20 protein-coding genes, 2 pseudogenes and 3 other annotated features are annotated in these 25360 nt (G+C 35.3%); of the genes and pseudogenes, 17 read left to right on the top strand and 5 right to left on the bottom strand.

The window, feature by feature from the left end; all coding sequences use genetic code 11:
- Positions 1–76 precede the first annotated feature (76 nt).
- The 4 genes from ILS93_RS02610 to lsrB are packed head-to-tail and all read left to right on the top strand — an operon-like array spanning position 77 to position 4534.
- Positions 77–1558 carry a sugar ABC transporter ATP-binding protein gene (locus ILS93_RS02610; protein WP_222659877.1) on the top strand — a complete coding sequence of 494 codons (1482 nt, stop codon included), beginning with the start codon at positions 77–79 and terminating at the stop codon, positions 1556–1558.
- Positions 1555–2508 (top strand): ABC transporter permease subunit, encoded by a 954-nt coding sequence (locus tag ILS93_RS02605; protein ID WP_222659875.1) that lies wholly within the window; start codon positions 1555–1557, stop codon positions 2506–2508. Before ILS93_RS02610 ends, ILS93_RS02605 begins: the two co-directional genes overlap by 4 nt.
- Positions 2505–3494 carry an ABC transporter permease gene (locus ILS93_RS02600; RefSeq protein WP_064475618.1) on the top strand — a complete coding sequence of 330 codons (990 nt, stop codon included), beginning with the start codon at positions 2505–2507 and terminating at the stop codon, positions 3492–3494. Before ILS93_RS02605 ends, ILS93_RS02600 begins: the two co-directional genes overlap by 4 nt.
- Entirely contained in the window at positions 3491–4534 is a 1044-nt protein-coding gene (gene lsrB, locus ILS93_RS02595; RefSeq protein WP_064475617.1) for an autoinducer 2 ABC transporter substrate-binding protein LsrB, read from the top strand. The genes ILS93_RS02600 and lsrB overlap by 4 nt, the downstream gene beginning before the upstream one ends.
- 46 nt (positions 4535–4580) lie before the next feature.
- On the opposite strand, the gene ILS93_RS02590 is transcribed toward lsrB, so the two are convergent.
- The gene (locus ILS93_RS02590) at positions 4581–6083 is read right to left on the bottom strand and encodes a malate:quinone oxidoreductase (protein ID WP_222659873.1); all 1503 of its coding nucleotides are present in this window, start codon (positions 6081–6083) and stop codon (positions 4581–4583) included.
- A 425-nt stretch (positions 6084–6508) separates the two neighbouring features.
- Here ILS93_RS02590 and ILS93_RS02585 point away from each other — a divergent pair, with 425 nt between their 5' ends.
- On the top strand, positions 6509–7510 hold the full coding sequence (locus ILS93_RS02585; RefSeq protein ID WP_315971429.1) for a DUF2332 domain-containing protein: 1002 nt from the start codon (positions 6509–6511) through the stop codon (positions 7508–7510).
- 8 nt (positions 7511–7518) lie between these two features.
- On the opposite strand, the pseudogene ILS93_RS02580 reads toward ILS93_RS02585, so the two are convergent.
- Together ILS93_RS02580 and ILS93_RS02575 are read right to left on the bottom strand one after the other, a co-directional pair.
- Positions 7519–7803, bottom strand: a pseudogene (locus ILS93_RS02580) (hypothetical protein); the annotation flags it as partial.
- 280 nt (positions 7804–8083) lie between these two features.
- Entirely contained in the window at positions 8084–8569 is a 486-nt protein-coding gene (locus ILS93_RS02575; RefSeq protein ID WP_064475615.1) for a GNAT family N-acetyltransferase, read from the bottom strand.
- 180 nt (positions 8570–8749) lie between these two features.
- Between ILS93_RS02575 and ILS93_RS02570 the strand changes: the two genes are divergently transcribed.
- Together ILS93_RS02570 and entB are read left to right on the top strand one after the other, a co-directional pair.
- Positions 8750–9241, top strand: a complete 492-nt coding sequence (locus ILS93_RS02570; protein ID WP_001067769.1) for a hypothetical protein — start codon at positions 8750–8752, stop codon at positions 9239–9241.
- Between the two features lie 200 nt (positions 9242–9441).
- Positions 9442–10764 carry a cell wall-binding protein EntB gene (entB, locus tag ILS93_RS02565; RefSeq protein WP_222659868.1) on the top strand — a complete coding sequence of 441 codons (1323 nt, stop codon included), beginning with the start codon at positions 9442–9444 and terminating at the stop codon, positions 10762–10764.
- A gap of 108 nt (positions 10765–10872) precedes the next feature.
- Here entB and ILS93_RS02560 read toward each other — a convergent pair whose 3' ends face one another.
- Entirely contained in the window at positions 10873–11397 is a 525-nt protein-coding gene (locus ILS93_RS02560; RefSeq protein WP_064475613.1) for a kinase, read from the bottom strand.
- 100 nt (positions 11398–11497) lie between these two features.
- On the opposite strand from ILS93_RS02560, the gene ILS93_RS02555 reads away from it, so the two are divergent.
- From ILS93_RS02555 to ILS93_RS28615, 3 genes and pseudogenes are all read left to right on the top strand, one after another.
- Positions 11498–11803, top strand: a complete 306-nt coding sequence (locus tag ILS93_RS02555; protein WP_098101506.1) for a YfzA family protein — start codon at positions 11498–11500, stop codon at positions 11801–11803.
- 13 nt (positions 11804–11816) lie between these two features.
- Positions 11817–12350 (top strand): annotated as a pseudogene (locus ILS93_RS28620) (GNAT family N-acetyltransferase); the annotation flags it as partial.
- Positions 12351–12365: 15 nt separating this feature from the next.
- Entirely contained in the window at positions 12366–12896 is a 531-nt protein-coding gene (locus ILS93_RS28615; protein ID WP_064475973.1) for a cysteine hydrolase family protein, read from the top strand.
- 123 nt (positions 12897–13019) lie between these two features.
- Here ILS93_RS28615 and ILS93_RS02545 read toward each other — a convergent pair whose 3' ends face one another.
- Complete coding sequence (locus ILS93_RS02545; RefSeq protein ID WP_098101510.1) at positions 13020–13463, bottom strand: YndM family protein; 444 nt, start codon at positions 13461–13463, stop codon at positions 13020–13022.
- A gap of 180 nt (positions 13464–13643) precedes the next feature.
- Here ILS93_RS02545 and ILS93_RS02540 point away from each other — a divergent pair, with 180 nt between their 5' ends.
- The 7 genes from ILS93_RS02540 to ILS93_RS02510 all read left to right on the top strand — a co-directional run bounded on the left by ILS93_RS02540 (position 13644) and on the right by ILS93_RS02510 (position 25297).
- Complete coding sequence (locus ILS93_RS02540) at positions 13644–17123, top strand: DUF4020 domain-containing protein (protein ID WP_179958508.1); 3480 nt, start codon at positions 13644–13646, stop codon at positions 17121–17123.
- Between the two features lie 107 nt (positions 17124–17230).
- Positions 17231–17467: a binding site (T-box leader), on the top strand.
- Positions 17468–17521: 54 nt separating this feature from the next.
- Positions 17522–17757: a binding site (T-box leader), on the top strand.
- A gap of 194 nt (positions 17758–17951) precedes the next feature.
- On the top strand, positions 17952–19028 hold the full coding sequence (locus ILS93_RS02535) for a bifunctional 3-deoxy-7-phosphoheptulonate synthase/chorismate mutase (protein ID WP_001273578.1): 1077 nt from the start codon (positions 17952–17954) through the stop codon (positions 19026–19028).
- Positions 19029–19037: 9 nt separating this feature from the next.
- Positions 19038–19257: a binding site (T-box leader), on the top strand.
- Between the two features lie 53 nt (positions 19258–19310).
- Positions 19311–20483, top strand: coding sequence for a chorismate synthase (aroC, locus tag ILS93_RS02530; RefSeq protein WP_001269422.1), 1173 nt, complete (start codon positions 19311–19313; stop codon positions 20481–20483).
- An 18-nt stretch (positions 20484–20501) separates the two neighbouring features.
- Entirely contained in the window at positions 20502–21602 is a 1101-nt protein-coding gene (gene hisC, locus ILS93_RS02525; RefSeq protein WP_222659866.1) for a histidinol-phosphate transaminase, read from the top strand.
- Positions 21595–22695 carry a prephenate dehydrogenase gene (gene tyrA / locus ILS93_RS02520; protein WP_001228147.1) on the top strand — a complete coding sequence of 367 codons (1101 nt, stop codon included), beginning with the start codon at positions 21595–21597 and terminating at the stop codon, positions 22693–22695. The genes hisC and tyrA overlap by 8 nt, the downstream gene beginning before the upstream one ends.
- A 16-nt stretch (positions 22696–22711) precedes the next feature.
- Positions 22712–24001, top strand: coding sequence for a 3-phosphoshikimate 1-carboxyvinyltransferase (gene aroA / locus ILS93_RS02515; protein ID WP_000664596.1), 1290 nt, complete (start codon positions 22712–22714; stop codon positions 23999–24001).
- Between the two features lie 135 nt (positions 24002–24136).
- Positions 24137–25297, top strand: coding sequence for a GNAT family N-acetyltransferase (locus ILS93_RS02510; protein ID WP_222659863.1), 1161 nt, complete (start codon positions 24137–24139; stop codon positions 25295–25297).
- Positions 25298–25360 lie beyond the last annotated feature (63 nt).

Raw genomic sequence — 25360 nt, 5'->3', positions numbered from 1 at the left:
ATACAATGCTACAAAACAAGTAGAACAAATAATCATTTTCTCAAAAAATGTTCTGCATAAAGGCAGGTGACATCATGTGGAGAAAGTGCCCTTATTACAAGTAAAAAAAATGAGTAAGTCGTTTTCAAATCAACTTGTACTAAAAGAAGTGAATTTACAAGTAGAGTGTGGAGATATATACGCTTTAGTTGGGGGAAATGGTGCTGGAAAATCAACATTAATGAAAATATTAACGGGTTTATATTCGTATGATAGTGGAGAAATGTATGTAAAAGGAATGAGGAAACAGTTTTCAAATCCATCAGAAGCACACCGAAATAGTATGTATTTAATACCACAAGAACCGCTCATTTTCCCGCATATGACCATTGAAGAAAATATATGTATCGGACTAAAAGGAAAGAAAAAGGAATTAAAAGTAAAAATCAAGCAATTGATTAAGAGTTTAGGATGGGGGATTGATCTTAAAGAACTAGGGGGATCACTATCCGTTGCGCAGCAACAATTAGTAGAAATCGTTAGGGGATTAATAAGAGAAGCCGAGATTCTGATTTTAGATGAGCCAACATCGACATTAACAACTCACGAAATGAAGAATCTTTTTGTGCTGATGAAAAGTTTGCAAGAAAAAGGAATTGGGATGATATATATTACGCATCGCTTTCCAGAAATCTTTGAAATTGCTAATAAAGTGGCGATATTACGAGATGGAATGATTGTAAGCCAAGGGGATGTATGTGACTATACATATGACATGTTGATGGAGGGATTATTGCCAAAAGGGTATAAACAAGAAGAGAAAAGAGAAATAGTGCGAAAGTCAAAAGAAACGAAAAAAATATTAGAAGTAACTGATGTAACGAGTCATGCATTCGAAAACATTTCATTCACTGTACATACTGGTGAGATTGTAGGTATTGCTGGCATTGTTGGATCAGGTAGAACTGAATTAGCAGAAGTGATTTTTGGATTGAAATCTATAAAATCAGGTTCTATTTTATTAGAAGGAAAATCAATTGATTCATACTCTTTGCATAAAAGACTAAGCGAAGGACTAGTTTATGTGCCAGAGGATAGAGCAAGAAATGGTATTTTTTCAATTGCATCGGTTAAAGAAAATATGACTGCAGCAAGTTTACATCAAAATAGTCGTTTTTTCATTAACCAAGAAAAAGAAAGCGCTTTAGTGAAGTCGTATATAGAACAGTTTCGAATTGTTGCACGAAGTATGGATGAAGTACTAGCATCTTTATCAGGAGGTAATCAGCAAAAAGTCGTGCTTGCAAAATATCTTGCGTGTAATCCGAAAATTATTATTCTTGATGAACCGACTCGCGGAATTGATGCGAAAGCAAGGCTTGAAGTATATGAAACGATAGAAAAAATGAAAAGGGAAGGACTCGCAATATTATTAATCTCTTCAGATATTGAAGAAATTGTTCAATTAGTAAACCGTGTATATGTAATGCGAAATGGACAATTTGTTTCTCATCTGGAGAAAGAACAAATAAATGTAGAAGAAGTTACACGTCTAGCATATGGAGGTGTAACGGAATGAAACGTATGTATAAAATGCACGAAACCTCTATCATACTGTTATTACTAATTTACATTGCCATTGTCGGAATGATAAATCAAAGTTTCGTTCAGCTTAACTCGTTATCTTTAATGATGAAATCAAGCGTTATTTTAGTCGTGCTAGCAATTGGCCAATCGTTCGTCTTATTTACGAAAAATATAGACGTATCAGTTGGTTCAATTATGGGATTAAGCGCAGCGGTTTGCGGGATGTTGTTATCGGATGGATATAATGCATTCTTGTCTATTACAGCTGCTATTTTACTTGGAGCTATTATCGGGTTCACAAACGGGATTGGCGTTGCAAAGTTTCGGGTACCAGCTATTATCATGACATTAGGTATGTTAGGGGTCATTAGAGGTGCGATGTTAATTTTCACAGGCGGAAAGTGGATTGAAGATATACCAAACGATTTTAAGCAACTGTCATCTATCGTCATACTTGGTTTGCCGATAATTGTATGGGTTGTTCTTATTATTTTACTACTACTATACTTTTTTTTAAGGAAAGTGCCATTCGGAAGATACTTTTATGCGGTAGGTGATAATGAAGATGGCGCGAGACTCATTGGTATACCTGTTAATAAAGTAAAGATATATGCGTTTATTATATCGGGTATAAGCGCTGCACTCGCTGGTTGCATATTTGTTATGAATATCGGTTTCGTTCCAAATCAAACAGGAACAGGGATAGAATTACAGGTTATCGCAGCTGCGGTACTTGGAGGAATTCATTTAAAAGGAGGAACGGGTTCTATAGTTGGAGCTGCATTAGGAGCTTTATTTTTAGAGGTGATAAGTAGTTCACTCGTCTTTTTAAAAATACCAGCATTTTGGAATAATGCTATTTCAGGTTTTTTATTATTACTAATCGTCATATTAGATAGTGTTATGAAAAAGTGGAAGGCAGAAAGGAGGATGAATCTATGAAGTATTTATACAGATGGGAAGGTGTTCTAATTGTATTACTTCTTATAGAATTCATTCTCTTTAGTTTTGTAAGTAGTGATTTCTTAAATATTAGTAATCTCCTTTTTAGTACAAATGATTTCCTATTTATAGCAATCGCGGCGATACCAATGACTTTCGTTATTGTAACAGGAGGAATTGACGTATCGGTTGGCTCAATAATGGGGCTTACTTCAATCTTGATCGGTGTGCTTTGGATGAACGGAATACCTATTTTGTTTGCTGTCATAATAGCCCTAATAATTAGTTGCTTAGCAGGAGCTTTAAACGGAATCATTATAAAAAGGACAGATGTAGAGCCACTTGTCGTTACACTCGGAACGATGTTTTTATACGGCGGAATTGCACTCGTTATTTCAGGAGGGGCAGGTACTTCTGGATATGAAGGGATAAGTGGTATACCTGAAGCATTTGTACAACTGGCAAATGGTAGTTTTATAGGGATACCGAATTTATTATGGATACTAATCGTATTAACAGTTTTATGTACTTTATTATTTCACCGAACTGTATATGGGCGCCACGTAAAATTAACAGGAGCGAACGAAAACGCAGCAAAATACACCGGGATCAAAACGAAAAAAGTAGTTATCATCGCTTACATACTTTCCGGATTAGGAGGTGGATTAGGTGGCACCTTCTTAACTGCATATTTCGGTTCCGCACGTGCAGATATGGGGAGTGAAACGATTTTACCAATTATTACAGCAGTCTTATTAGGCGGGACACTTATTACAGGGGGAAAAGGAAGCATTATCGGTACCGTACTGGCGAGTATTTTTATAGGGGTAATGCAGTATGGCTTGCAAATGACGGGTTTAACAAATGAACAATCCAACGTAGTAATTGGTATTATTCTTATTCTTTCAGTAATTATGAGACATTTCAAATTACATCAATTCACACCGTGGAAAAGAAAGAACTTGCATAAGGGGGAAATGTCATGAAGAGAAAACTAGGGATTGTATTCATTGTATGCATTTGTTTAATCGGTTTAATAGCTTGTTCTAGCCAAACGGCAGATAAGAAAAAAGCAGATGATGTGAAATTTGCATTCATTCCGAAACTAACTGGAGTTGGCTTCTTTACATCGGGCGGTGAAGGAGCAAAAGAGATGGGAGATAAGCTAGGCGTACAAGTGAAATATGATGGGCCGTCTGAAGCAAGCGTATCAGGCCAAGTGAAATATATAAACAATTTTATTAACCAAAACTATGATGCACTTATGGTCTCTTCTACTTCAGTAGATGGACTATCACAATCACTGCAACGTGCTAAGGAAAAAGGGATGACGGTGTTAACATGGGACTCAGATGTGAATCCGAAAGACCGTTCATTTTATATAAGCCAAGGTACACCAGACCAACTTGCTAATTTATTAATTGAAATGACTTCCAAACAAATTGGTGATAAAGGAAAAGTAGCATTCTTTTATTCTAGCCCGACTGTAACGGATCAAAACCAATGGGTAACGAAAGCGAAAGAAATTATTAAAAAGAAATATCCAAACTGGGAAATTGTAACGACGCAGTACGGTGAAAATAATGCGCAAAAATCTTTATCAGTAGGGGAAAACATATTAAAAACGTATCCTGATATTAATGCGGTTATTTGCCCAGATGCAACAGCACTTCCGGCAATGGCACAAGCAGCTGAAAACTTAAAAATGGATAAAAAAGTAGCCGTAACTGGCTTCTCTACACCAAACGTTATGCGTGATTACGTAAAACGAGGAACGGTACAACAATTTGGATTATGGGATGTAAAACAGCAAGGCGCACTCGCTACGTATGTTGCAAATGAAATCGTTGTAAAAGGGAAGAAGTTAAAAGTAGGGGATAGCTTTGAAGTAAAAGGAATCGGAACAGTGAAAGTAGAGCCAAATTCCATCCAAGGTTATGATTATGAAGCAGAAGGAAATGGAATTATTGTATTGCCAGAACGAGTTGTATTTACGAAAGAGAATATTGATAAATATAATTTTTAGTAACAAAAAAACGTCCGAATATATCGGACGTTTTTTAATTTCTTCTTTAATTATGAACCGTTTCTTTTTCATTTAATCCAAGCGTACGACCAGTAGAAGTGTGAAGGTCTTGGAACAATCTTGGATTTTCAGTTAGTGAAATGCCGTAAGAAGGGATCATTTCTTTTATTTTTCCTTCCCATTCTACCATACGGCTTGGGAAACATTTTTCTAATACTTCAAGCATGACGTGAACAGCAGTAGAAGCACCTGGTGAAGCGCCTAGTAATGCAGCGATTGAACCGTCAGCTGCACTTACAACTTCTGTACCGAATTGAAGTGTGCCTTTACCGCCAGCATCAGTGTCTTTAATTACTTGCACACGTTGCCCAGCAACTACAATATCCCAGTCATCACTTTTCGCGTTCGGAATGAATTCGCGTAATTCTTCCATACGTTTTTCGTGCGATAACATAACTTGCTGAATTAAGTATTTTGTTAGTCCCATTTCTTTTACACCAGCTGCTAACATCGTTAAGACGTTATTTGGTTTTACAGAGCCAATTAAGTCAAGGTTTGAGCCAGTTTTTAAGAACTTAGGAGAGAACCCTGCGAACGGTCCAAATAGTAAAGCTTTTTTATTGTCTATATATCTCGTATCAAGGTGAGGAACAGACATTGGCGGAGCGCCAACCTTAGCTTTACCGTATACTTTTGCATGATGTTGCTCTACAACTTTTTGGTTTTTACATACCATAAATAGTCCGCTTACTGGGAATCCACCGATATGTTTTGATTCAGGAATGCCAGTCTTTTGAAGTAGAGGTAGACTACCACCACCGCCGCCGATAAAGACGAATTTTGCAGTATGATGCTCAATTTTACCACTATTCATATCGTGTACTTTCACTTCCCACAAACCATTCTTCGTACGTTTAATATTTTCGACACTATGTTTGTAGTTTAGCTCGACATTTTTCGTTTGTAAGTAATCAAACAACATACGAGTTAATGCACCGAAGTTAACGTCTGTTCCAGAGTCAATCTTCGTTGCAGCCATTGGTTCGTTAGGTGTACGTCCTTCCATAATGAGTGGAAGCCATTTTTTTAATGTTTCAGGAGCATCGGAAAATTCCATTCCTTGAAACAGTGGATTTTTTGAAAGCGCTTCAAAACGGTTTTTTAGAAACTCAACATTTTTTTCGCCTTGTACTAAACTCATATGAGGTAGAGGCATAATAAAATCTTGTGGATTACGAATTAAATTGCTTTTTACAAGATATGCCCAAAATTGTCTTGAAAGCTGGAATTGCTCATTCACTTTTACAGCCTTACTAATATCTATAGATCCGTCAGATTTTTCGGAAGTATAGTTCAGTTCGCATAGCGCAGAATGCCCTGTACCTGCATTATTCCATTCATTAGAGCTTTCTTCCCCGGCACTTGCGAGTTTTTCAAAAACTTTAATTTCCCATTCAGGTGCTAATTCTTTTAGTAATGAGCCTAACGTTGCACTCATAATTCCTGCACCAATTAAGATAACGTCTGTTTTTTGCTGCATGTTGCTCATGATAATCTCTCCATCCCCTATATTGGCAAAAAAGAGTAGGTGTTTTTTTATCTAAGCCGTAAATTGAAAACACCGCCTAGGCCCCACCTAGGTGTATACCTTTTTTGTCTCAATTATATAACCATCTCATACTCTATTATAATAATTAATAGACTAAAATATCTAGTGTTATCTGATAATTTTAAACTATTTAACGTTTTATTCGCCAAAAATCTTATTTAACAAGCTCTTTTAAGGTGATAAATAGAAAAAAATCACAGTTCGAAATTATCTCGAAAAAGCTTACGTATCGTATAATGGGTAGAAAGGATACCTTATTATGGAATTTTATCCCCTAATAATAGTATGATTATTCTGTGAAATAAAAAGGAGTGATACCAATGCGTACACAAGAACAAATCGCAAACTTATTTTGAAATTTTTCAATAAAGGAATGTAAAGGGTCAAGTGACTTATATGAATACTTATCAATAAAAATTGCTGAAGATGAGGAAGTACTAACACTATCTTCCTATGCTCAAGCAGGTCAACCAGTCCCAAACTTACTATTAGGAGCCGTACATTATTTATTACTAACAGGGAAAGAACATCATGTAAAAACGTATTATAGTAGCTTAGTTGAAAATGCTAATACGGATTTAGATCAAGCTTTTGATCATTTTAAAGATTTCTGTAAAACGTACCGAGAAGAAATCATTACTTTGTTACAAACAAAACTTGTTCAAACGAATGAAGTAAGGCGATGTGCGTACTTATACCCAAGTTTCTGTTACATATTTAATAAAGTGAAAAAGCCATTAGCGTTAATTGAAATTGGGACAAGTTCTGGATTACAACTGTTCTGGGACCAATATAGCTATTCGTACGGAACAGATGAAACATACGGAAATATAAATTCAAATGTACATGTAACTTCTGAAATAAGAGGGGAAAGTGCGCCTCATTTTCTAAAAGACAGTCCAACTGTCGTTGAAAGAATCGGACTAGACTTACATGTAAATGATTTACATAGTGATGAAGATTATTTATGGCTACGTGCACTCATTTGGCCAGAACATAAAGAAAGACTTGAAATGTTTGACCAAGCAGCATCTTTAGTGAAAAATGAATCTGTCCAATTGATAGAAGGAGACGGTGTGGAGCTATTGCCATCTATTATTGAACAAATAAGTGATGATGCTGTAATCTGTATTTTCCATACACACGTCGCAAATCAAATACCTGAACAAGTAAAACATAAATTAGAAAAACAAGTGCAAGAAATCGGCGCAAAACGTGATGTATTCCACCTTTATAACAACATGTGGGATCGTGACCTTCATATTGATTATTATATTAACGGTAACGAATATCGTGAAACGGTTGGGGAAACAGAAGGGCATGGGAGATGGTTTAGTTGGAAGCTTGGGAAGGAAACGTTTTGTTAAAGTGATTTTTTTTGTCTTCTTATCTCAAATATTCTCTTATATTCTTCTTCCTCAGAATAATCCTCAAATTCATCTTCATTTAATGGGTATCTTTTTTGAGGTTTATTAAATAAACACCATTTTGATTCGATATTAATATATAATTGTCCGTCATACTCAACAGGGTCGTGAAAGTTTGTGAAATGAATCTTTATAGCGCCTGGAGAAATTCCAAATTGTAATCCATCAACTTGTGATCCGATGAAGAGATTTTTTAACGCTTTTTCAGCGTGAAATTTATCCTCTTTATTCATTTTTGAAATTCACCTCTTTTTTTAATATATATTATATTCTTATTGTAATAAATAAATTTTTATGTAAAATGAACTTTTTGCAGAAAACGGGCGAATATAGTGTGAAAGATTATGAGAGGAGAATGTAATTTTGGATGAAGTACAATTAAGAGAATGGCTGTATAAATGGTAGTATGTTCTCTAAAAAAGAGCTTGAGAAAGTTTTACTTTCGATGATTGAATAGGACGTAATATGTAAAGAGATGCTACTTTTAGTTTAAGAGTAGCATTTCTTATTTTGTTAAATATATGTACTAAAAATCTCCCCAGGCAATCCATCAATCTCACAAACTTTCTCAGATGTAAAACCGACATTTAGTAAAATTTTTCGAGAGGGGATGTTATTTGGATCGATAATTGCTTTTAGAACGATTACATCTGTCTGTTCCGCAATATGCATTAATTCTTTTGCGATTGGACTACCATATCTTTTTCCCCAGTGCTCTGGCAAAATCATATATCCAATTTCAGCTTCTTTAACATTATCCTCGTTTACCGTAACATGTCCAAGACCAATATATTCATTTGTAATAGAATCATATACTTTATAAGAGCCGAATAGTTGATGGTTTTCATTGCACTTTAACAGCTTTGTAAAGTCATTTTTTGCTTCATCTAACGGAATAGCGCGTTCGGTAATTTGCGCCATTACTTCTTCATTTGAAACGAGCTGGAAATATAAATTGAAATCTGTTGGTTCAAATTTATTAAAATATAGTTTCTTCATAATAACTCCTCCAAACTAATTTTTAATGTTCTTCAGAAAAGTTTAATGACACGTAAATCATAATTTCAATTATAAAAGATTATTAAAGGTAATTATTAATTTTTGGTTAGTAACGTACATACAATGTGTAATTAAGTGCGTGCACTATGGAGTGAATGCAGAAAAGGGTGAATGAAGCATATGAATCCATTTGAGCAAATGATGTACGTTGGTGTCATTATGTCTATTGTACTATCCGTAATGATTTTAGGATCTTTATATTATAATCCCCGTCTTTCTTTAACTGAATATCCGAAAGATATTCAAAAGGTAGTTTTTCCAAAATCGATTTATGAAAAGAAGCAAACAATCTACTTTAATATTGCATATAATGCTATTCTTTTCGGTACGCCTGTCGTTTCTACATATATACTACATAAACATGAAAAATTATTATATGTTGATGCCTATTTACATACTTTTGGTATTTTAATGATTTTCAATTTAGTAGATTTGTTTATAATTGATTGGCTAATCTTTTGCTGGATTACCCCGAGATTTGTTGTTATTCCTAGTACAGAAGGGATGAAGGGTTATAAAGATTATAAGTTTCATTTAAGAGGGGCTATAGTCGGAACAAAATTTTTAGCAATTGTAAGTTTATTTTTGGCGGGAATTGCGACAACTATTTAGTATGAAAAGTTTATAAAAGATGAGGAGATTGATAATGTATAGAATTAGAATTGAGAATTTGATAATATTGAAGTAGGAAGTTTTAAAAACAGTATATTAAGCGGTAATAATATACTATTGCAAATGTTTTGATACACTGTGAAATTTCCTGATTTTATGGAAATTTTTCATAGAATACAAAAAACGTAATGGAGGCTAATATGAAAAAAGTAATTGGCGCAGCAACAGCAACTGTTTTTGGATTGGGGGCTTTTACCACAACTGCTATCGCAGAAACGATCGTAACAGCAGATGTACTCAATGTACGTGAAAAACCGACTACGGAATCAAAAGTTGTCGAAAAAGTAAAGGAGGGACAAGAGTTAAAAGTAATAAATACCGAAGATGGATGGTCCAAAATTGATTTAAACGGTAAAGAAGTGTTTGTTAGTTCGGAGTTTACAAAAGATGTGTATCATGTAACAGCGAATTTGTTAAATGTTCGTTCTGATGCGAATACAGAATCAGAAATTCTTGGCAGACTGAAAAAAGATGATGTTATTGAATCAACGCATCAAGTAAAAGACGGATGGCTGCAATTTGAGTATAAAGGAAAAACAGCCTATGCAAATGTTTCTTTCCTATCAAGTACAGCCCCAGTTGAAAAAAAAGCTGAAGAGAAAACGAAGAAAGTAGCGAAAGTACAAAAAACGGTTAAAGCTAAAGAAGAAGTTAAAACACAAAAGATAGTAAAGCCTAAGGAAGAAGTGAAAGTACAAGAAGTAGTAAAGCCTAAGGAAGAAGTGAAAGTACAAGAAGTAGTAAAGCCTAAGGAAGAAGCGAAAATACAAGAAGTAGTAAAGCCTAAGGAAGAAGTAAAAGTACAAGAAGTAGTAAAGCCTAAGGAAGAAGCGAAAGTACAAGAAGTAGTAAAGCCTAAAGAAGAAGTGAAAGTACAAGAAGTAGTAAAGCCTAAAGAAGAAGAGAAAGCCCAAGAAATAGCGAAGGCTAAGGAAGAAGAGAAAGCCCAAGAAATAGCGAAGGCTAAGGAAGAAGAGAAAGCCCAAGAAATAGCGAAGGCTAAGGAAGAAGAGAAAGCCCAAGAAATAGCGAAGGCTAAGGAAGAAGCAAAAGCCCAAGAGATAGCAAGGGCTAAGGAAGAGGCAAAAGCAAGAGAAATAGCCAAGGCTAAGGAAGAAGCGAAAGCAAGAGAAGAGTCTAAAAATAACACGCAGGCTGCTAAGCGTGAATTAACGGTAGTAGCGACTGCATATACTGCGGATCCAAGTGAAAATGGTACATATGGTGGACGCGTTTTAACTGCGATGGGGCATGATTTAACGGCTAATCCGAATATGAGAATTATCGCAGTAGATCCGAAAGTAATCCCATTAGGATCTAAAGTATGGGTAGAAGGTTATGGCGAAGCAATTGCTGGTGATACTGGAAGTGCTATTAAAGGAAATCGTATTGATGTTTTAATGGGTTCAAAAAGTAAAGCTATGAATTGGGGAAGACAAACTGTTAAAGTTAAAATTCTTTAATCGATATAGTTATCTAGATAGAAGTCAGTTCTCTTTATTGAGACTGGCTTTTATTTTTGTGAAAGTAAAATACAAAGTGCATAAAGAAAATAAGACTAACAGATTATGTTAGTCTTGTTTTTTGATTGCAACATCAGTAAGAATCGCATCAAATATATCTTTTTGCGTGAAGTTATCTGTAAAAATAGTTTCTCTAGTAACTTCAATTGTATCGTGCGGATTATACCATTTTTGTAGGGAATCCTCACCAAATTCATGCCGTTTGTCCCTTGTAGTATGTCGTCGAATCGTTTCTTTTAACGATAAATCAAAGTAATATGTATAGACGTTTCCTTCAAAAAAATGTATTAATTCTTTCAACATTTCACCGTATCTACGACTGTTTAAAATGCCTTCTAAAATAACAAATTCACATTTTCCTTTTCCGTATTTTGTAATTTCAAATAGTAAATCATGTGATAAATTACCCATCGTATCATGTACCCTAAGCATATCTCTACGTACAACATCTTGTGATACGAAAAGTGTACCTTTTCCGAAATGTTCTTGTAGTTGCTTTGCGATTGTTGTTTTACCACTTGCGGAGTTTCCTCTAAGAATGATTAATGTTGATTTAAGGATAGGATTAGACATAATGTATTCCCCCAGCACGAATGATTATATAGAAAATTTTAACAAATAAACCGTGAAAAGTGTATAATTAATAGGATGGAAGTAAAAAGGTGGGAGCTAGATGGAACATAAATTAAATAAGGCGCAGCCGATTTTGAAACGGACATGGTTTCGCTATCTAGGGGCATTTATTATTGTTCAATTGTTGTTTATTATTTGTGAGGTTACTGGATGGGCACCAAATTTTAAACCAAGTGGGGAATTTTTAAGTAGAATTTTACATTCCAAATTTTTTACGGAATGGTTCACTCCATATGAAATCCCTCATTTTAATTTGTTTACTGCTCTTTTTATGATTACATTGTTACCATACGTACTAATAGGTGCAATGAAAGATTTTAAAAAAAGAAAAAATATAAATAATTAAAAAGAGGTACTATATGCTATTTCAAAAAGATAATATATCGATTAGATACGTAATAGAAGAGGATGCACCAATCATTTCAAAATGGTTAACAGACCCAAAAGTTCTACAGTATTACGAAGGGCGAGATAATCCGCAATCTGTAGAAATGGTACTGGATCATTTTATACATAATCCAAATAGTCATGAAAAAAGATGCTTAATAGAGTTTGATGATATGCCAATCGGTTATATTCAAATGTATCCAGTTGATTCTGAGTGGAAAACATTATATGGCTATGAAGAATCACAAAATGTATGGGGAATGGATCAATTTATCGGAGAACCGAATTATTGGGGAAAAGGAATTGGAACGAAACTCGTTCAGGCAGCAATTACTTATATTATGGAGAACACGGGAGCAGAAGCAATCGCGATGGATCCGAAAGTAAATAATGGACGTGCGATAAAATGTTATGAAAAATGCGGCTTTAAAAAAGTGAAGATATTAAAGGAACATGAGCTGCATGAGGGGAAATTAGAAGATTGTTGGATGATAGAATACAAACAAAGGGAGCTGCGCGAAATGAAAAAAGCTTTAATAGTAATTGATGTGCAAGCAGGTATGTATACAGCAGGAATGCCAGTACATAATGGGGAAAAGTTTTTAGAAATATTGCAAGAGCTTATTGGGGAATGTCGTTCAAATGATATTCCAGTTATTTTTGTACAGCATAACGGGCCAAAAGATCATCCGTTAGAAAAAGGTACAGCTGGTTGGAAAGTGCATGAGGTAATTGCCCCGCAAGAAGGGGACAGTATCATTGAAAAGACGACGCCAGATTCATTCTATAAGACGAACTTAAATGAAGTATTACAAGAAAAAGGCATTGAACACGTTATTATTTCAGGAATGCAAACAGAGTACTGTGTGGATACGACAACGCGAAGAGCGTTTAGTGAAGGGTATAAAGTAACGTTAGTGAGTGATGCACATAGTACGTTTCATACAGACGTGTTACGTGCGGAAGACATTGTAAAGCATCATAATGTAGTGTTTGGAGCGTTTGCTAATGTTGTTGCGTTAAAAGATTTGAAAGTGACTGCCTCTAAATAAGAGGCAGTTTTTTATTATAAGAACGATATCTTGAAAACATCGTTCTTATAATTTCACGTACCATAATGAATACATAAAAAAGGAGCACCACATAATTAAAAAGGGCGCTCCTGCATCAAAATGTCATTTCTTCTTATTCTTATCTTTATCCAATATATTCTGCTCTTCAGCAAATTCCGTACCATATGCAAAGCGGCGATTAATATGAATGTTATCATTTTGGTGCCTTGTGTGTGAGTTAGAAAAGCGATGAACGATTACTTCAGATAATGTAAAGACAGTAGCGGAAAGGAAACTACCCCATGCAATTTGCATGTAATTGTCTAATAAAATATTACCGAAAATCCATACGCTTAAATACGTTAGTAAGAAATCCGACATAATGGCACCGGTATTGCCTATTCGGTTTAATATGATTTTATCGACGAACATATAGGATACGATTGTAACAAAGAGACTAAATGAAATAATTTGGACGAACGTTGCAGGGAAAAATAAAGCGAGTCCGATACTAAATGCGATAATGCACGATATAAACTTAATAAGAACTACAGTAAAACCATTCAATATTTACACCTCCGATTTATACATAGTTTTACAATAAATTTAGGAGTTCATACATTGTAACAAATATATTTACATAAAACTTTTTCATGTTCGATTTTTGTCTAAATATTAAAAAAACAAAGAAAAAATGTTATAGTAAAATGAGAGTATATGACATTTTTAGGTAAGGGGGAATCCATGATGTGGATTACTTCAGAAGTAGAAATTCCAGAGGAGTTAATTGATCATCTTGAACAAGGAAAGTTAGTACTATTTGTTGGAGCGGGAGTTTCTATGAAAGGGAAATCAAACTTACCGAATTTTGATGATCTAGTTGATGAGATTGCGAAAACGTTATATGTAGAAACGCGTGAAATAACAGAACCTCATGATTATTATCTTGGTAAAATTGCGAAAACAAAAGATATACATCAAGTTGCAAGAGATTTAGTTCATATTGAAAAATCAAAGCCGAATCCTCTTCATTATGCGATTCCGAGATTGTTTCCTTTAGATACGGAAGTCCGCATTGTAACGACAAATTTTGATCGGCATTTTACAACTGCGATGAAAGAAATGAATAGAGAATTAAACGTATATTACGCACCTGCGTTACCTACAGGTAGAGCGTTTAAAGGACTCGCCTACATACATGGCAATATAGAACAAGAGAAAGAAGCATTAATATTAACAGATGGTGATTTTGGAAGGGCTTACTTGACGGAAGGATGGGCAAGAAGATTTTTAGTTGATTTATTCTCGAATTATACCGTTTTATTCGTTGGATATAGCCATAATGATCCAGTAATGAAATATTTAGCAACTGGTTTACCACCAAGTACAAGGCGTTATGCATTTGTTGCGCAAGGGGAAAATACGTACCATTGGGAGCACTTAGGAATACGGCCGATTGTATACCCGAATAAAGGTAATAATCATCAATCTCTTGTTAAAGCAGTGAAGCGATGGGCGGAATTAATGGGAGATAATTATATTACAAAACGAATGCGGATTCGTGACATAGTAACAGTTCCACCGTCAGTAGAGCAGGAACAATTATCATACATAAAACAATCCATAAAAAAAATTGAAACAGTCCGCTACTTTGTTGAATTTACTCATGATTATGAATGGGTGGAATGGCTTGAAGCAGAAGGGAAATTACAAAATTTATTTTTAGTTACATCAAACGATAATGAGGTAGATGAATTACTTGCAGAATGGTTGGTGGAACAATTTCTTTTTAGTCATCAAAAAGAATTATTTCAATTAATTTTTAAAAATCATTCTAAACTATCTCCGTTATTATGGAGAACAATTTGTAGCTACTTAAACGAAACGAAAATTAAAATGGACCCGTTGTTGTTTGCAAGATGGACACTTCTTTTACTAGAAACAGCTGAAAAAGATAGTAAATCAATTGAAAAAATTTCTTACTTACTCCAAAAATGTTCTTTTCCTGAGCATAAAGAGATTGCTTTATTATTACTAACATTTATTTTGGATGGAAAGCTTAAGTTAAAGCGGGAGAGAAAATGGGGAAATGATACACAAGAATCAATAGAACTTGAGGAATCGAGTCGTTTACCAGTGTCTACATTTTCTTATGTGGAGCAAATTTGGAATGAGAAGATGAAACCTCATATTTCCTATTACGCCGTACCAATTATGACGATGGGAATAGAGAAGATGCGAATGTTATCACTACGACAAACGGCACTGAAAAAAAAGGATAAGGAAAATGTTGAAAAAGAGTTTCAGCAAAATGATCTTGCATTTTTAATTCAAATTGTAAAAGAGTGTTTAGCCTATTTGTGTGAAAATAATGAAAAAAAAGCAAATTATTATATTACAGAAATGATAGAAGCAAACAGCATGCTTCAGAACCGAATTGCAATTGATGCGATGAATAAAAATATATTCGTTAGTGCCGATGCCAAAATGAAATGGTTGTTACAGGAAGGACTTCTTTTAGATGTCACGTATAAACACGAAGTTTTTCAACTTATAAAAAATTATTTCGCACTCTCTTTAGAAAAAACAAAGGAAGAGGTTATTCAAATTGTATTGAAGGACCTTGCAGAGGAGAGAGCATTTAATGCTTGTTTAGTTTTAGATTTATTATTCACTTGTGATTCGAATAGTCCATCTACAGCAAAAGGTTATGAGTTAATGCAGCAAAAACATCCTCACTTTCATTCTGATCGATATAGTGTACAAAAGAAAGAGACGGTAGATCAAAGTATTACTTGTAATGTAACTGCTGATGGATTATTGCAGTTGAAAGACGATGAAATTATGAAGCAAGTTCGTCAATTTTCTCAAGATGGTGTTTTTGAACAACGCCATTTTTTAGAGATGTTATCGAAAGCATGTAAGTTGAATACAGAATGGAGTATTTCATTTGCCTATCAATTAGTTGGTATGCACGAAATAAGTAATGAAGTATGGTTTGTTTGTATTAGAGAGTGGCGAAATAACCGAGGATTGACAAATGAACAAATCCAAAAAGTAATTCCGCTATTACAGAAATTTGTTAGAAATACTGCTTTTCATTGGTTAATTAGTAGCTTTCTATATGAAATTAGTAATCGATTAGAAGAGTTAGAGGAAACTAGTATACGTAGTGTGAAACGTTTTGCTTTTTCGGTATTCCCTCAAGTAATGAAAAGTGATACAGATTTTAAGCTTGGAAAACAAGACTTTTACAATGAATCCATCCAGCATCCTGTTGGGAAAATGACAGCTGTATTATTAAAATTGTTATCATATGATCATTTATACGATCGTAACGTGTATGAATATTTATTTTTATTTGAAGAACAAGTAAGAGTTAGTACAGAACGGACAAATTTTATGTTAGCTCGTTTAGTAGCAGATATTACATTTCTTTATCATATTGAGAAGCAATGGTGCCGAAAATATTTGTTACCGTGCTTAGATTTAAAGAAAGAAAATGAGATTACGAAATATGCATGGGCAGGCTTATGTTACACGCAAATCAATTTACCTTTATTTACAGAAATGAAACGATTTATTAAGTATGCAGTAGAACATTTGGAAGTATTACATCCGCATACGAGGGAATCTTTCTTGAAATGGCTCAGTTTTGTATTTATTAAATGTGTACTATATTGGGAGCAAAAAACAGATTGGTTATACCCGTTACTTATACAAGAAAATGAAGAAAATAAAATTAAATTTATGCAGTTTTTATGCTATTACGTCAAAACGCTAAGTGCAAAAGAACAACAAAAATTTTGGGCATCTTGGCTCAGTATATTTTTGCGTGAGCGACCGAAAATGGGTGAAATCACAGCTAGAGAATATGTAATGCTTTTGCGTATTATTTTATTTATGGATGAAATAGTAGAAAGAGGATTATCTATAATAAAAACATTTTCAGATGTGGTTGGAAAAGGGAATCAAACGGAGTTAAAACAGTTGTTTAATGAAATACTTGAAAAGACAGAGAGTATAAAAATGTATAAAAAATTGTATGCAAATGTATTTTTTACTTTATTACAAACGCTTCAGGAAGCCGATTTACTTGAAACTGAAATCATTCAAATAAAAGAAATATTAATCCAGTATGGAGTAGAAAAATATGTATTAAATGCAATAGATAATGAGATAATTCGCATCGGAATTGTTATGGAGAATTTACAAGAAGAAATGTAGGGCGGAAGTGGAATTTTAAAAAATATATAAAAAGTTGTTGACAGTGTTTTGAAAAGCGTTCTATAATACGAATCATACTTATTCAATTTCAAAAACATTTGAATAAACAAAGTGCAATGAAGAGATCACAGTAGTGGTTAGTCTTACTGTAGCAGAGAGCTGGTGGTTGGTGTGAACCAGTACAGGGATAATCATGAATTACAGTCTTGGAGCATCTTTTTCGTAGTAAAGATAGTTTCGTCTTTATGAAGAAAAAGCGGTCAATTGATCGTTAACAGTGAAGAGAGGTAGACGGAAAGTTAGTCTACAACTAGGGTGGTACCGCGATAAATATCGTCCCTACTGATTTATTCAGTAGGGACTTTTTGTATTTTAGTGGTCCAACTTGAAAATTAAATATATATGCGTTGAAAGGAAAAGCAGTAGTTGTTGTTTCCCTGTAACAGAGAGCTGGTGGTTGGTGTGAACCAGTACAAAAACAAGAGCGAATTACAGTCCTAGAGCATCTTTTTCGTAATAAAGATAGTATTGTCTTTATGAAGGGAAAGACGGTCAGATGATCGTTAACAATGAAGAGAGGTAGACGAAAGAAGTCTACAACTAGGGTGGTACCGCGATAAATATCGTCCCTACTGATTGGATCAGTAGGGATTTTTTGTACAAAAAAGTGGGTTTTTATCTAGTCGATAGTGTCCTTATAGTAAATATTCGTTTAAAATAAGAAGAGGTATCGATTCCACTTAAAATTTGTATAATTTATCAGTTCAGAAAATAGAGAATTTTTCATTCTCTTACTATACTTTTAAAACATTAGAGGAGGATTTCCAAATGGCAAATCATGAATTAGATCAATTACGTAAACAGGTAGATGAAATTAACTTACAACTATTACACCTTTTAAACAAACGTGGTGAAATCGTTCAAAAAATTGGGGAACAGAAGCAAGTACAAGGTACGAAACGTTTTGATCCAGTACGTGAGCGTGAAGTACTTGACATGATCGCAGAGCATAACGAAGGACCATTCGAAACGTCAACAGTTCAACACATTTTCAAAACAATCTTCAAAGCTAGCTTAGAATTACAAGAAGATGATAACCGTAAAGCATTACTAGTATCACGTAAAAAGAAACAAGAAAACACAATCGTTAATGTAAAAGGTGAATTGATTGGAAATGGAACACAAACGTTCATCATGGGACCTTGTGCGGTAGAAAGCTTAGAGCAAGTTCGCCAAGTAGGGCAAGCGATGAAAGACCAAGGTCTAAAATTAATGCGCGGTGGTGCTTTCAAACCGAGAACATCTCCATACGATTTCCAAGGTTTAGGAGTAGAAGGATTACAAATTTTACGCCAAGTAGCAGATGAGTTCGACTTAGCGATCATTAGTGAAATCTTAAATCCGAACGATGTTGAAATGGCGCTAGACTACGTTGATGTCATTCAAGTTGGCGCACGTAACATGCAAAACTTCGATTTATTACGAGCTGTAGGTAAAGTTAACAAGCCAGTATTACTAAAACGTGGATTAGCAGCAACAATTGATGAGTTCATTAACGCAGCTGAGTACATCATTGCACAAGGTAACGACCAAATTATTCTATGTGAGCGTGGTATCCGCACATACGAAAGAGCGACACGTAACACATTAGACATTTCAGCAGTACCGATTTTAAAGAAAGAAACACATTTACCAGTAATCGTTGACGTAACGCATTCAACTGGACGCAGAGATTTATTATTACCAACAGCGAAAGCAGCACTTGCAATTGGCGCAGATGCAGTAATGGCTGAAGTACACCCAGACCCAGCGGTTGCATTATCAGATTCTGCACAACAAATGGATATTCCAGAATTCCATAGATTCATGGATGAGTTAAAAGGTTTCAAAAATAAATTATCTTAATTCCATATCATATATGCGCTGAAGAGGAAACAGTAGTGCTTATCTCACTGTTAAAGAGAGCTGATGGTCGGTGTGAATCAGTACAAAGATAAGCATGAATTACAGCCTTGGAGCATCTTTTCCGCCAACTTTTGGAGGGAAAGACGGTCAAACGATCGTTACAGAAGAAGAGAGGTAGACGATAGTTGTCTACAACTAGGGTGGTACCGCGATAAACATCGTCCCTACTGAGCGCTCAGTAGGGACTTTTTTGTACAAAAAAATAGTAAAGGGGCAAGAGAAATGAGATACATTACAGCTGGAGAATCACATGGACCGCAGTTAACAGTTATTTTAGAAGGTGTACCAGCAGGTTTAACATTAACAGCGGAACATATTAATAAAGAATTATTAAGAAGACAAAAAGGGCACGGACGCGGAAGACGCATGCAAATAGAAACTGATACAGTTGAAATTGTAAGTGGTGTTCGTCATGGGATGACACTTGGCTCACCAATAACGTTAATCGTTAAAAATGATGATTTCAAACATTGGACGAAAGTAATGGGTGCAGAGCCAATTTCGGAAAAAGAAAGTAAAGATATGAAACGTACAATTACAAAACCACGTCCAGGACATGCGGATTTAAACGGCGCAATTAAATATGGACATCGTGATATAAGAAACGTACTAGAGCGCTCATCTGCAAGAGAAACAACAGTTCGTGTAGCTGCTGGTGCAGTTGCGAAACAAATTTTGAAAGAATTAGGCGTAGAAATTGCAGGGCATGTTCTTGAAATTGGTGGGGTACAAGCGAAACGAATTTCAAACTTACCAATAGAAGAAATTCAAACGATTACTGAAAATTCACCAGTTCGATGTTTAGATAAAGAAGTAGAACAAGAGATGATGGATGCGATAGATAACGCTAAAAGTAGTGGGGATTCAATCGGCGGTATTGTTGAAGTCATTGCAGAAGGTATGCCAATTGGCGTTGGTAGTTACGTTCATTACGATCGTAAATTAGATGCAAAACTTGCTGGTGCAATTATGAGTATTAATGCATTTAAAGGTGCTGAAATTGGCGTTGGTTTTGAAGCAGCAAGACAGCCAGGAAGTAAAGTGCACGATGAAATATTATGGGATGAAGAAAATGGATACACGAGAAAAACGAATAATGCCGGTGGTTTAGAAGGCGGTATGACAACAGGAATGCCAATTGTCGTAAGAGGTGTTATGAAGCCAATACCTACATTATATAAACCGTTAGCAAGTGTTGACATTGATACGAAAGAAGCATTCCAAGCGAGTATTGAAAGATCTGATAGTTGTGCAGTACCAGCAGCAGGTGTAGTAGCTGAATCTGTTGTAGCATGGGAACTTGCACATGCACTAGTCGAACAATTCGGAAAAGATCGTATGGATTTAATTCAGCAAAACATTACGCAACATAACAAATACGCAAAAGAATTTTAATAAAAAGGTGGTTTTAACATGCAAGTAAAAGATCAGCTATCATCATTACAACCATATAAACCAGGTAAATCACCTGAACAAATGAAAGAAGTATACGGAGATCATTCATTTGTGAAATTAGCATCAAATGAAAATCCGTTCGGCTGTTCACCACGTGTTTTAGATGAGTTGCAAAAATCGTGGTTGGAACATGCTTTATATCCTGACGGAGGTGCTACAACGCTCCGTCAAACAATTGCAGATAAGTTACATGTCCAAATGGAACAAATACTTTGCGGTAGTGGTTTAGACGAAGTCATTCAAATAATAAGCCGTGCAGTACTTAAAGCAGGAGATAACATCGTAACGGCTGGTGCAACATTCCCGCAGTACCGTCATCATGCAATTATTGAAGGTTGTGAAGTGAAAGAAATCCCTTTAAATAACGGTGTATACGATTTAGACGAAATTTCGTCAGCAATAAATAATAATACGAAAATCGTATGGATTTGTAATCCGAACAACCCGACAGGCACATATGTGAATGATCGAAATTTGACTCAATTTATTGAAGGTATTAGTGAAAATACGTTAATTGTCATTGATGAAGCGTACTATGAATACGTAACAGCAAAAGATTTCCCGGAGACATTACCGCTTTTAGAAAAACATAAAAATATTCTTGTACTTAGAACATTTTCTAAAGCGTACGGATTAGCTTCTTTCCGCGTTGGATATGCGATTGGACAAGAAGAGTTAATCGAGAAATTAAATGTCGTACGTTTGCCATTTAACGTATCTTCATTAGCGCAAAAAGCAGCGACGATTGCTTTTGGTGATAATGAGTTTATTGAAGAAATAGTTCGTGTGAATACAGAGGGATTACAAAAATACGAGAGCTTTTGTAAGGAAAATGAAATTCCATTTTATCCATCGCAAACCAATTTCATCTTCTTGCCAGTTGAGAATGCTGGAGAGATTTATGAAGCTTGTGCACACGCAGGGTTTATTATACGTCCGTTCCCGAATGGTGTCCGTATTACAGTCGGAACAAGGGAGCAAAATGAAGGAGTGATTTCAGTGTTAAAACAACACTTTGAAAATAAAAAAAGAAAGTCTCGAGATGAGGCAAATGCGTAAAAAGGTAGTATTAATTGGAACAGGTTTAATAGGAGGCTCTCTCGCATTAGCAATTAAGAAAGAGCACGATGTAACGATAACAGGTTATGATATATTTCAAGAACAAGTAGAGCGTGCAAAAGAATTACACGTAGTAGATGAAGTAGCAGTAGATTTACAGCATGCATGTGAAGAGGCACATTTAATTGTGTTTGCTTCTCCAGTTGAAGAAACGAAGAAGTTATTACACAAATTAGCGTCATTTCATTTACGGGAAGATGTTATTGTAACAGATGTTGGTAGTACAAAAGGGACGATCATGAATGAAGCGGAAGCTTTATTTTCAAAGGAAGTTTCTTTCATTGGTGGACATCCGATGGCAGGTTCTCATAAAACGGGAGTTGAAAGTGCAAAAGCACATCTATTTGAAAATGCATTTTATATTTTAACGCCGATGAATCATGTGCCAAATGAACATGTGGAAGAACTAAAGCGTTGGTTACAAGGAACAGGATCTCATTTTCTCGTTCTAAATACAGAGGAACATGATTATGTAACAGGGATCGTTAGTCATTTTCCGCATCTTATCGCAGCTGGATTAGTAAAGCAAGTGGAGAAACATGCAGGAGATAATCCGCTCATTCATCAACTAGCTGCGGGAGGGTTTAAAGACATTACACGTATCGCATCTAGTAGCCCAAAAATGTGGAGTGATATTGTTAAGCAAAATCGCGAGCATTTAATGGTATTATTAAAAGAGTGGATCTCTGAAATGGAAGATTTATATGATACAGTTTCTACTGGAGATGCAGGCGAGATTCAAACCTATTTTGCAGACGCGAAAGAATACCGTGACTCTTTACCAGTACGAAAGAGAGGGGCAATTCCTGCCTATCACGACTTATACGTCGATGTTTTAGATAAAGTAGGGGCATTGGCTCATATTACGAGTATTTTGGCACGCGAAGAAATTAGTATTACGAACTTGCAAATATTAGAAGCGCGTGAAGGGTTGCTTGGGGTATTACGTATTAGCTTCCAAAGAGAAGAAGATCGTATGAAAGCAAAGCTAGCGCTTGGAGAAGAAAAATACCAAACTTATGAAACAATTTAAATGAGAAGGTGAAAACATGAAGGAAAGAACAATAGAACCTGTTAATAACGGATTAAATGGTATTATTACAATTCCAGGAGATAAATCCATTTCACACCGCGCTGTCATGTTCGGCGCGATTGCAGAAGGAAAAACAACGATTAAAGGTTTCTTGCCCGGTGCAGACTGTTTAAGTACAATTTCTTGCTTTAAAGAAATGGGAGTAGAAATCGTGCAAAACGGTGATGAAGTCACTGTAGTTGGTAAAGGATTAGAAGGCTTACAAGAACCGAAAGCTGTATTAGATGTTGGTAATTCTGGTACAACAATACGTTTAATGTCAGGAATTTTGGCAAATACACCATTTTTCTCTTGCGTACAAGGTGATGCATCTATCGCAAAAAGACCGATGAAACGTGTTACAAATCCATTAAAACAAATGGGTGCAAACATTGATGGCCGCGAAGAAGGGACGTTTACACCGTTAACAATACGTGGTGGAGATTTAAAAGCAATTGAATACACTTCACCTGTAGCAAGTGCGCAAGTAAAGTCAGCTATTTTACTTGCAGGACTTCGAGCAGAAGGTGTAACAGCTGTTACAGAACCACATATTTCACGCGATCATACGGAAAGAATGCTTGAAGCCTTTGGAGTTAAAGTAATTCGTGAGGGAAAAACAGTGAAACTTGCAGGTGGACAAAAGTTAACAGCAACAGACGTTCAAGTGCCAGGTGACGTATCGTCAGCAGCATTCTTCTTAGTAGCGGGCGCAACCATTCCAAATAGTAAACTAGTATTACAAAATGTAGGGATGAATCCAACTCGTACAGGGATTATTGATGTTTTAGAGAAAATGGGTGCTACGTTCACTGTAGAGCCAATTAACGAAGGAGCATCAGAACCAGCTGCAAATATTACAATTGAAACATCTTCATTAAAAGGAATCGAAATTGGCGGAGATATTATCCCAAGATTAATCGATGAAATTCCTGTTATCGCCTTAGCGGCAACGCAAGCAGAAGGAATTACAGTAATTAAAGATGCGCACGAATTAAAAGTAAAAGAAACAAACCGTATCGATACAGTCGTTGCGGAGTTAACGAAACTAGGAGCTCGCATAGAAGCAACTGATGACGGCATGATTATTTACGGGAAATCAGCACTAAAAGGCAATACAGTAAATAGTTACGGTGATCACCGCATTGGAATGATGCTTGCAATTGCCGGCTGTCTAGCAGAAGGAAAAACAACAATTGAAGACGCAGAAGCAGTAGGCGTATCATATCCTACATTCTTCGAAGAACTTCAAAAGTTAGCAAAATAAAGTAATAAAAAGCAGATACGGGATGTATCTGCTTTTTATATTGGATTCGTGTCGTTAAGTCCATATAATTTCATTCACCGCACCAGAATATTGAGAATTATGGTACAATTCAAACAGGGAATGGAGGAGAAATAGATGAACGTTATACAATTAAAAGAAGATAGATTTAGAGAAGCATTACGCTTATCGGAATACGCTTTTCAATATAAAGTTGATGGGGAACGATTGCAGCAACAACTTACAAAGATGAAAGAAAGTCATGAAATATACGGTATTATGGAAGGTGAAGATGTAGCAGCAAAACTGCATCTTATTCCGTTTCATATATACATAGGCAAAGAGAAATTTAAAATGGGAGGCGTTGCAGGGGTAGCGACGTATCCAGAGTATAGAAGAAGCGGATATGTAAAAGAATTACTTCAACACTCACTTCAAACGATGAAAAATGACGGATATACAGTATCAATGCTACATCCATTTGCTGTTTCATTTTACCGTAAATACGGCTGGGAACTTTGTGCGAATCTCTTTGTATGTCATATGACAAAGAGTGATTTAGTTATGAAAAAACAAGTAAATGGTACTGTGAAACGTTTCAATAAAGAAAATCACCCAGAAGAGGTCGAAAAGATTTATGAAACATTTGCAGAACATTTTTCCGGTATGCTAGTTCGCGATGAAAAATGGTGGTTACAAGCTGTTTATGATGATTTAACATTAGCGATTTATTACGATAAAAATAAAACGGCAGCTGGCTACATGCTATATAAAATAGAAAACTATAAAATGACAGTAGAAGAATTTGTTCCACTGCATAATGAAGCGCGAAATGGTCTGTGGAACTTTATTTGTCAGCATGATTCTATGATTAAAGAACTTGAAATGACAGTAATTGAAAACGAACCGTTATTATATACACTGCAAGAGCCACGCGTGAAAGCAGAAATAAAGCCATATTTTATGGGCAGAATTGTAGATGTGGAGCAGTTCTTAAAACAATATGAGTTGAATTGGAACAATGCACAGCAAGAAGTGATTTTACATATTACAGATTCATTTGCACCGTGGAATAACGTTACAGTGAGGCTTGCAAATCATGAAATAACAATTATGGAAGAAGAAATAAAGGATAAAGGAATTAGTCTAGATATAAATGCATTATCTACAATAATGTTTGGATACAAACGTCCGTTACAACTTAATGAACTAGAATTAATTAGCGGAAGTGAAGAGGAAATACGAGCGTTTGAGAATATAGTTCCAGTACGTAAAGCATTTATTTATGATTTCTTTTAAGTTATAAATAGGAAATTGAGCTGTCCCAAATAAAATTTTGGGACGGCTTCAAATTACACTGTC

The organism is Bacillus sp. 16GRE42 (genome assembly GCF_019837435.1).
GTDB lineage: Bacteria > Bacillota > Bacilli > Bacillales > Bacillaceae_G > Bacillus_A > Bacillus_A wiedmannii.
The sequence above is the reverse complement of the archived record's forward strand: the minus strand, read 5'-3'. Positions and strand labels throughout refer to the sequence as shown.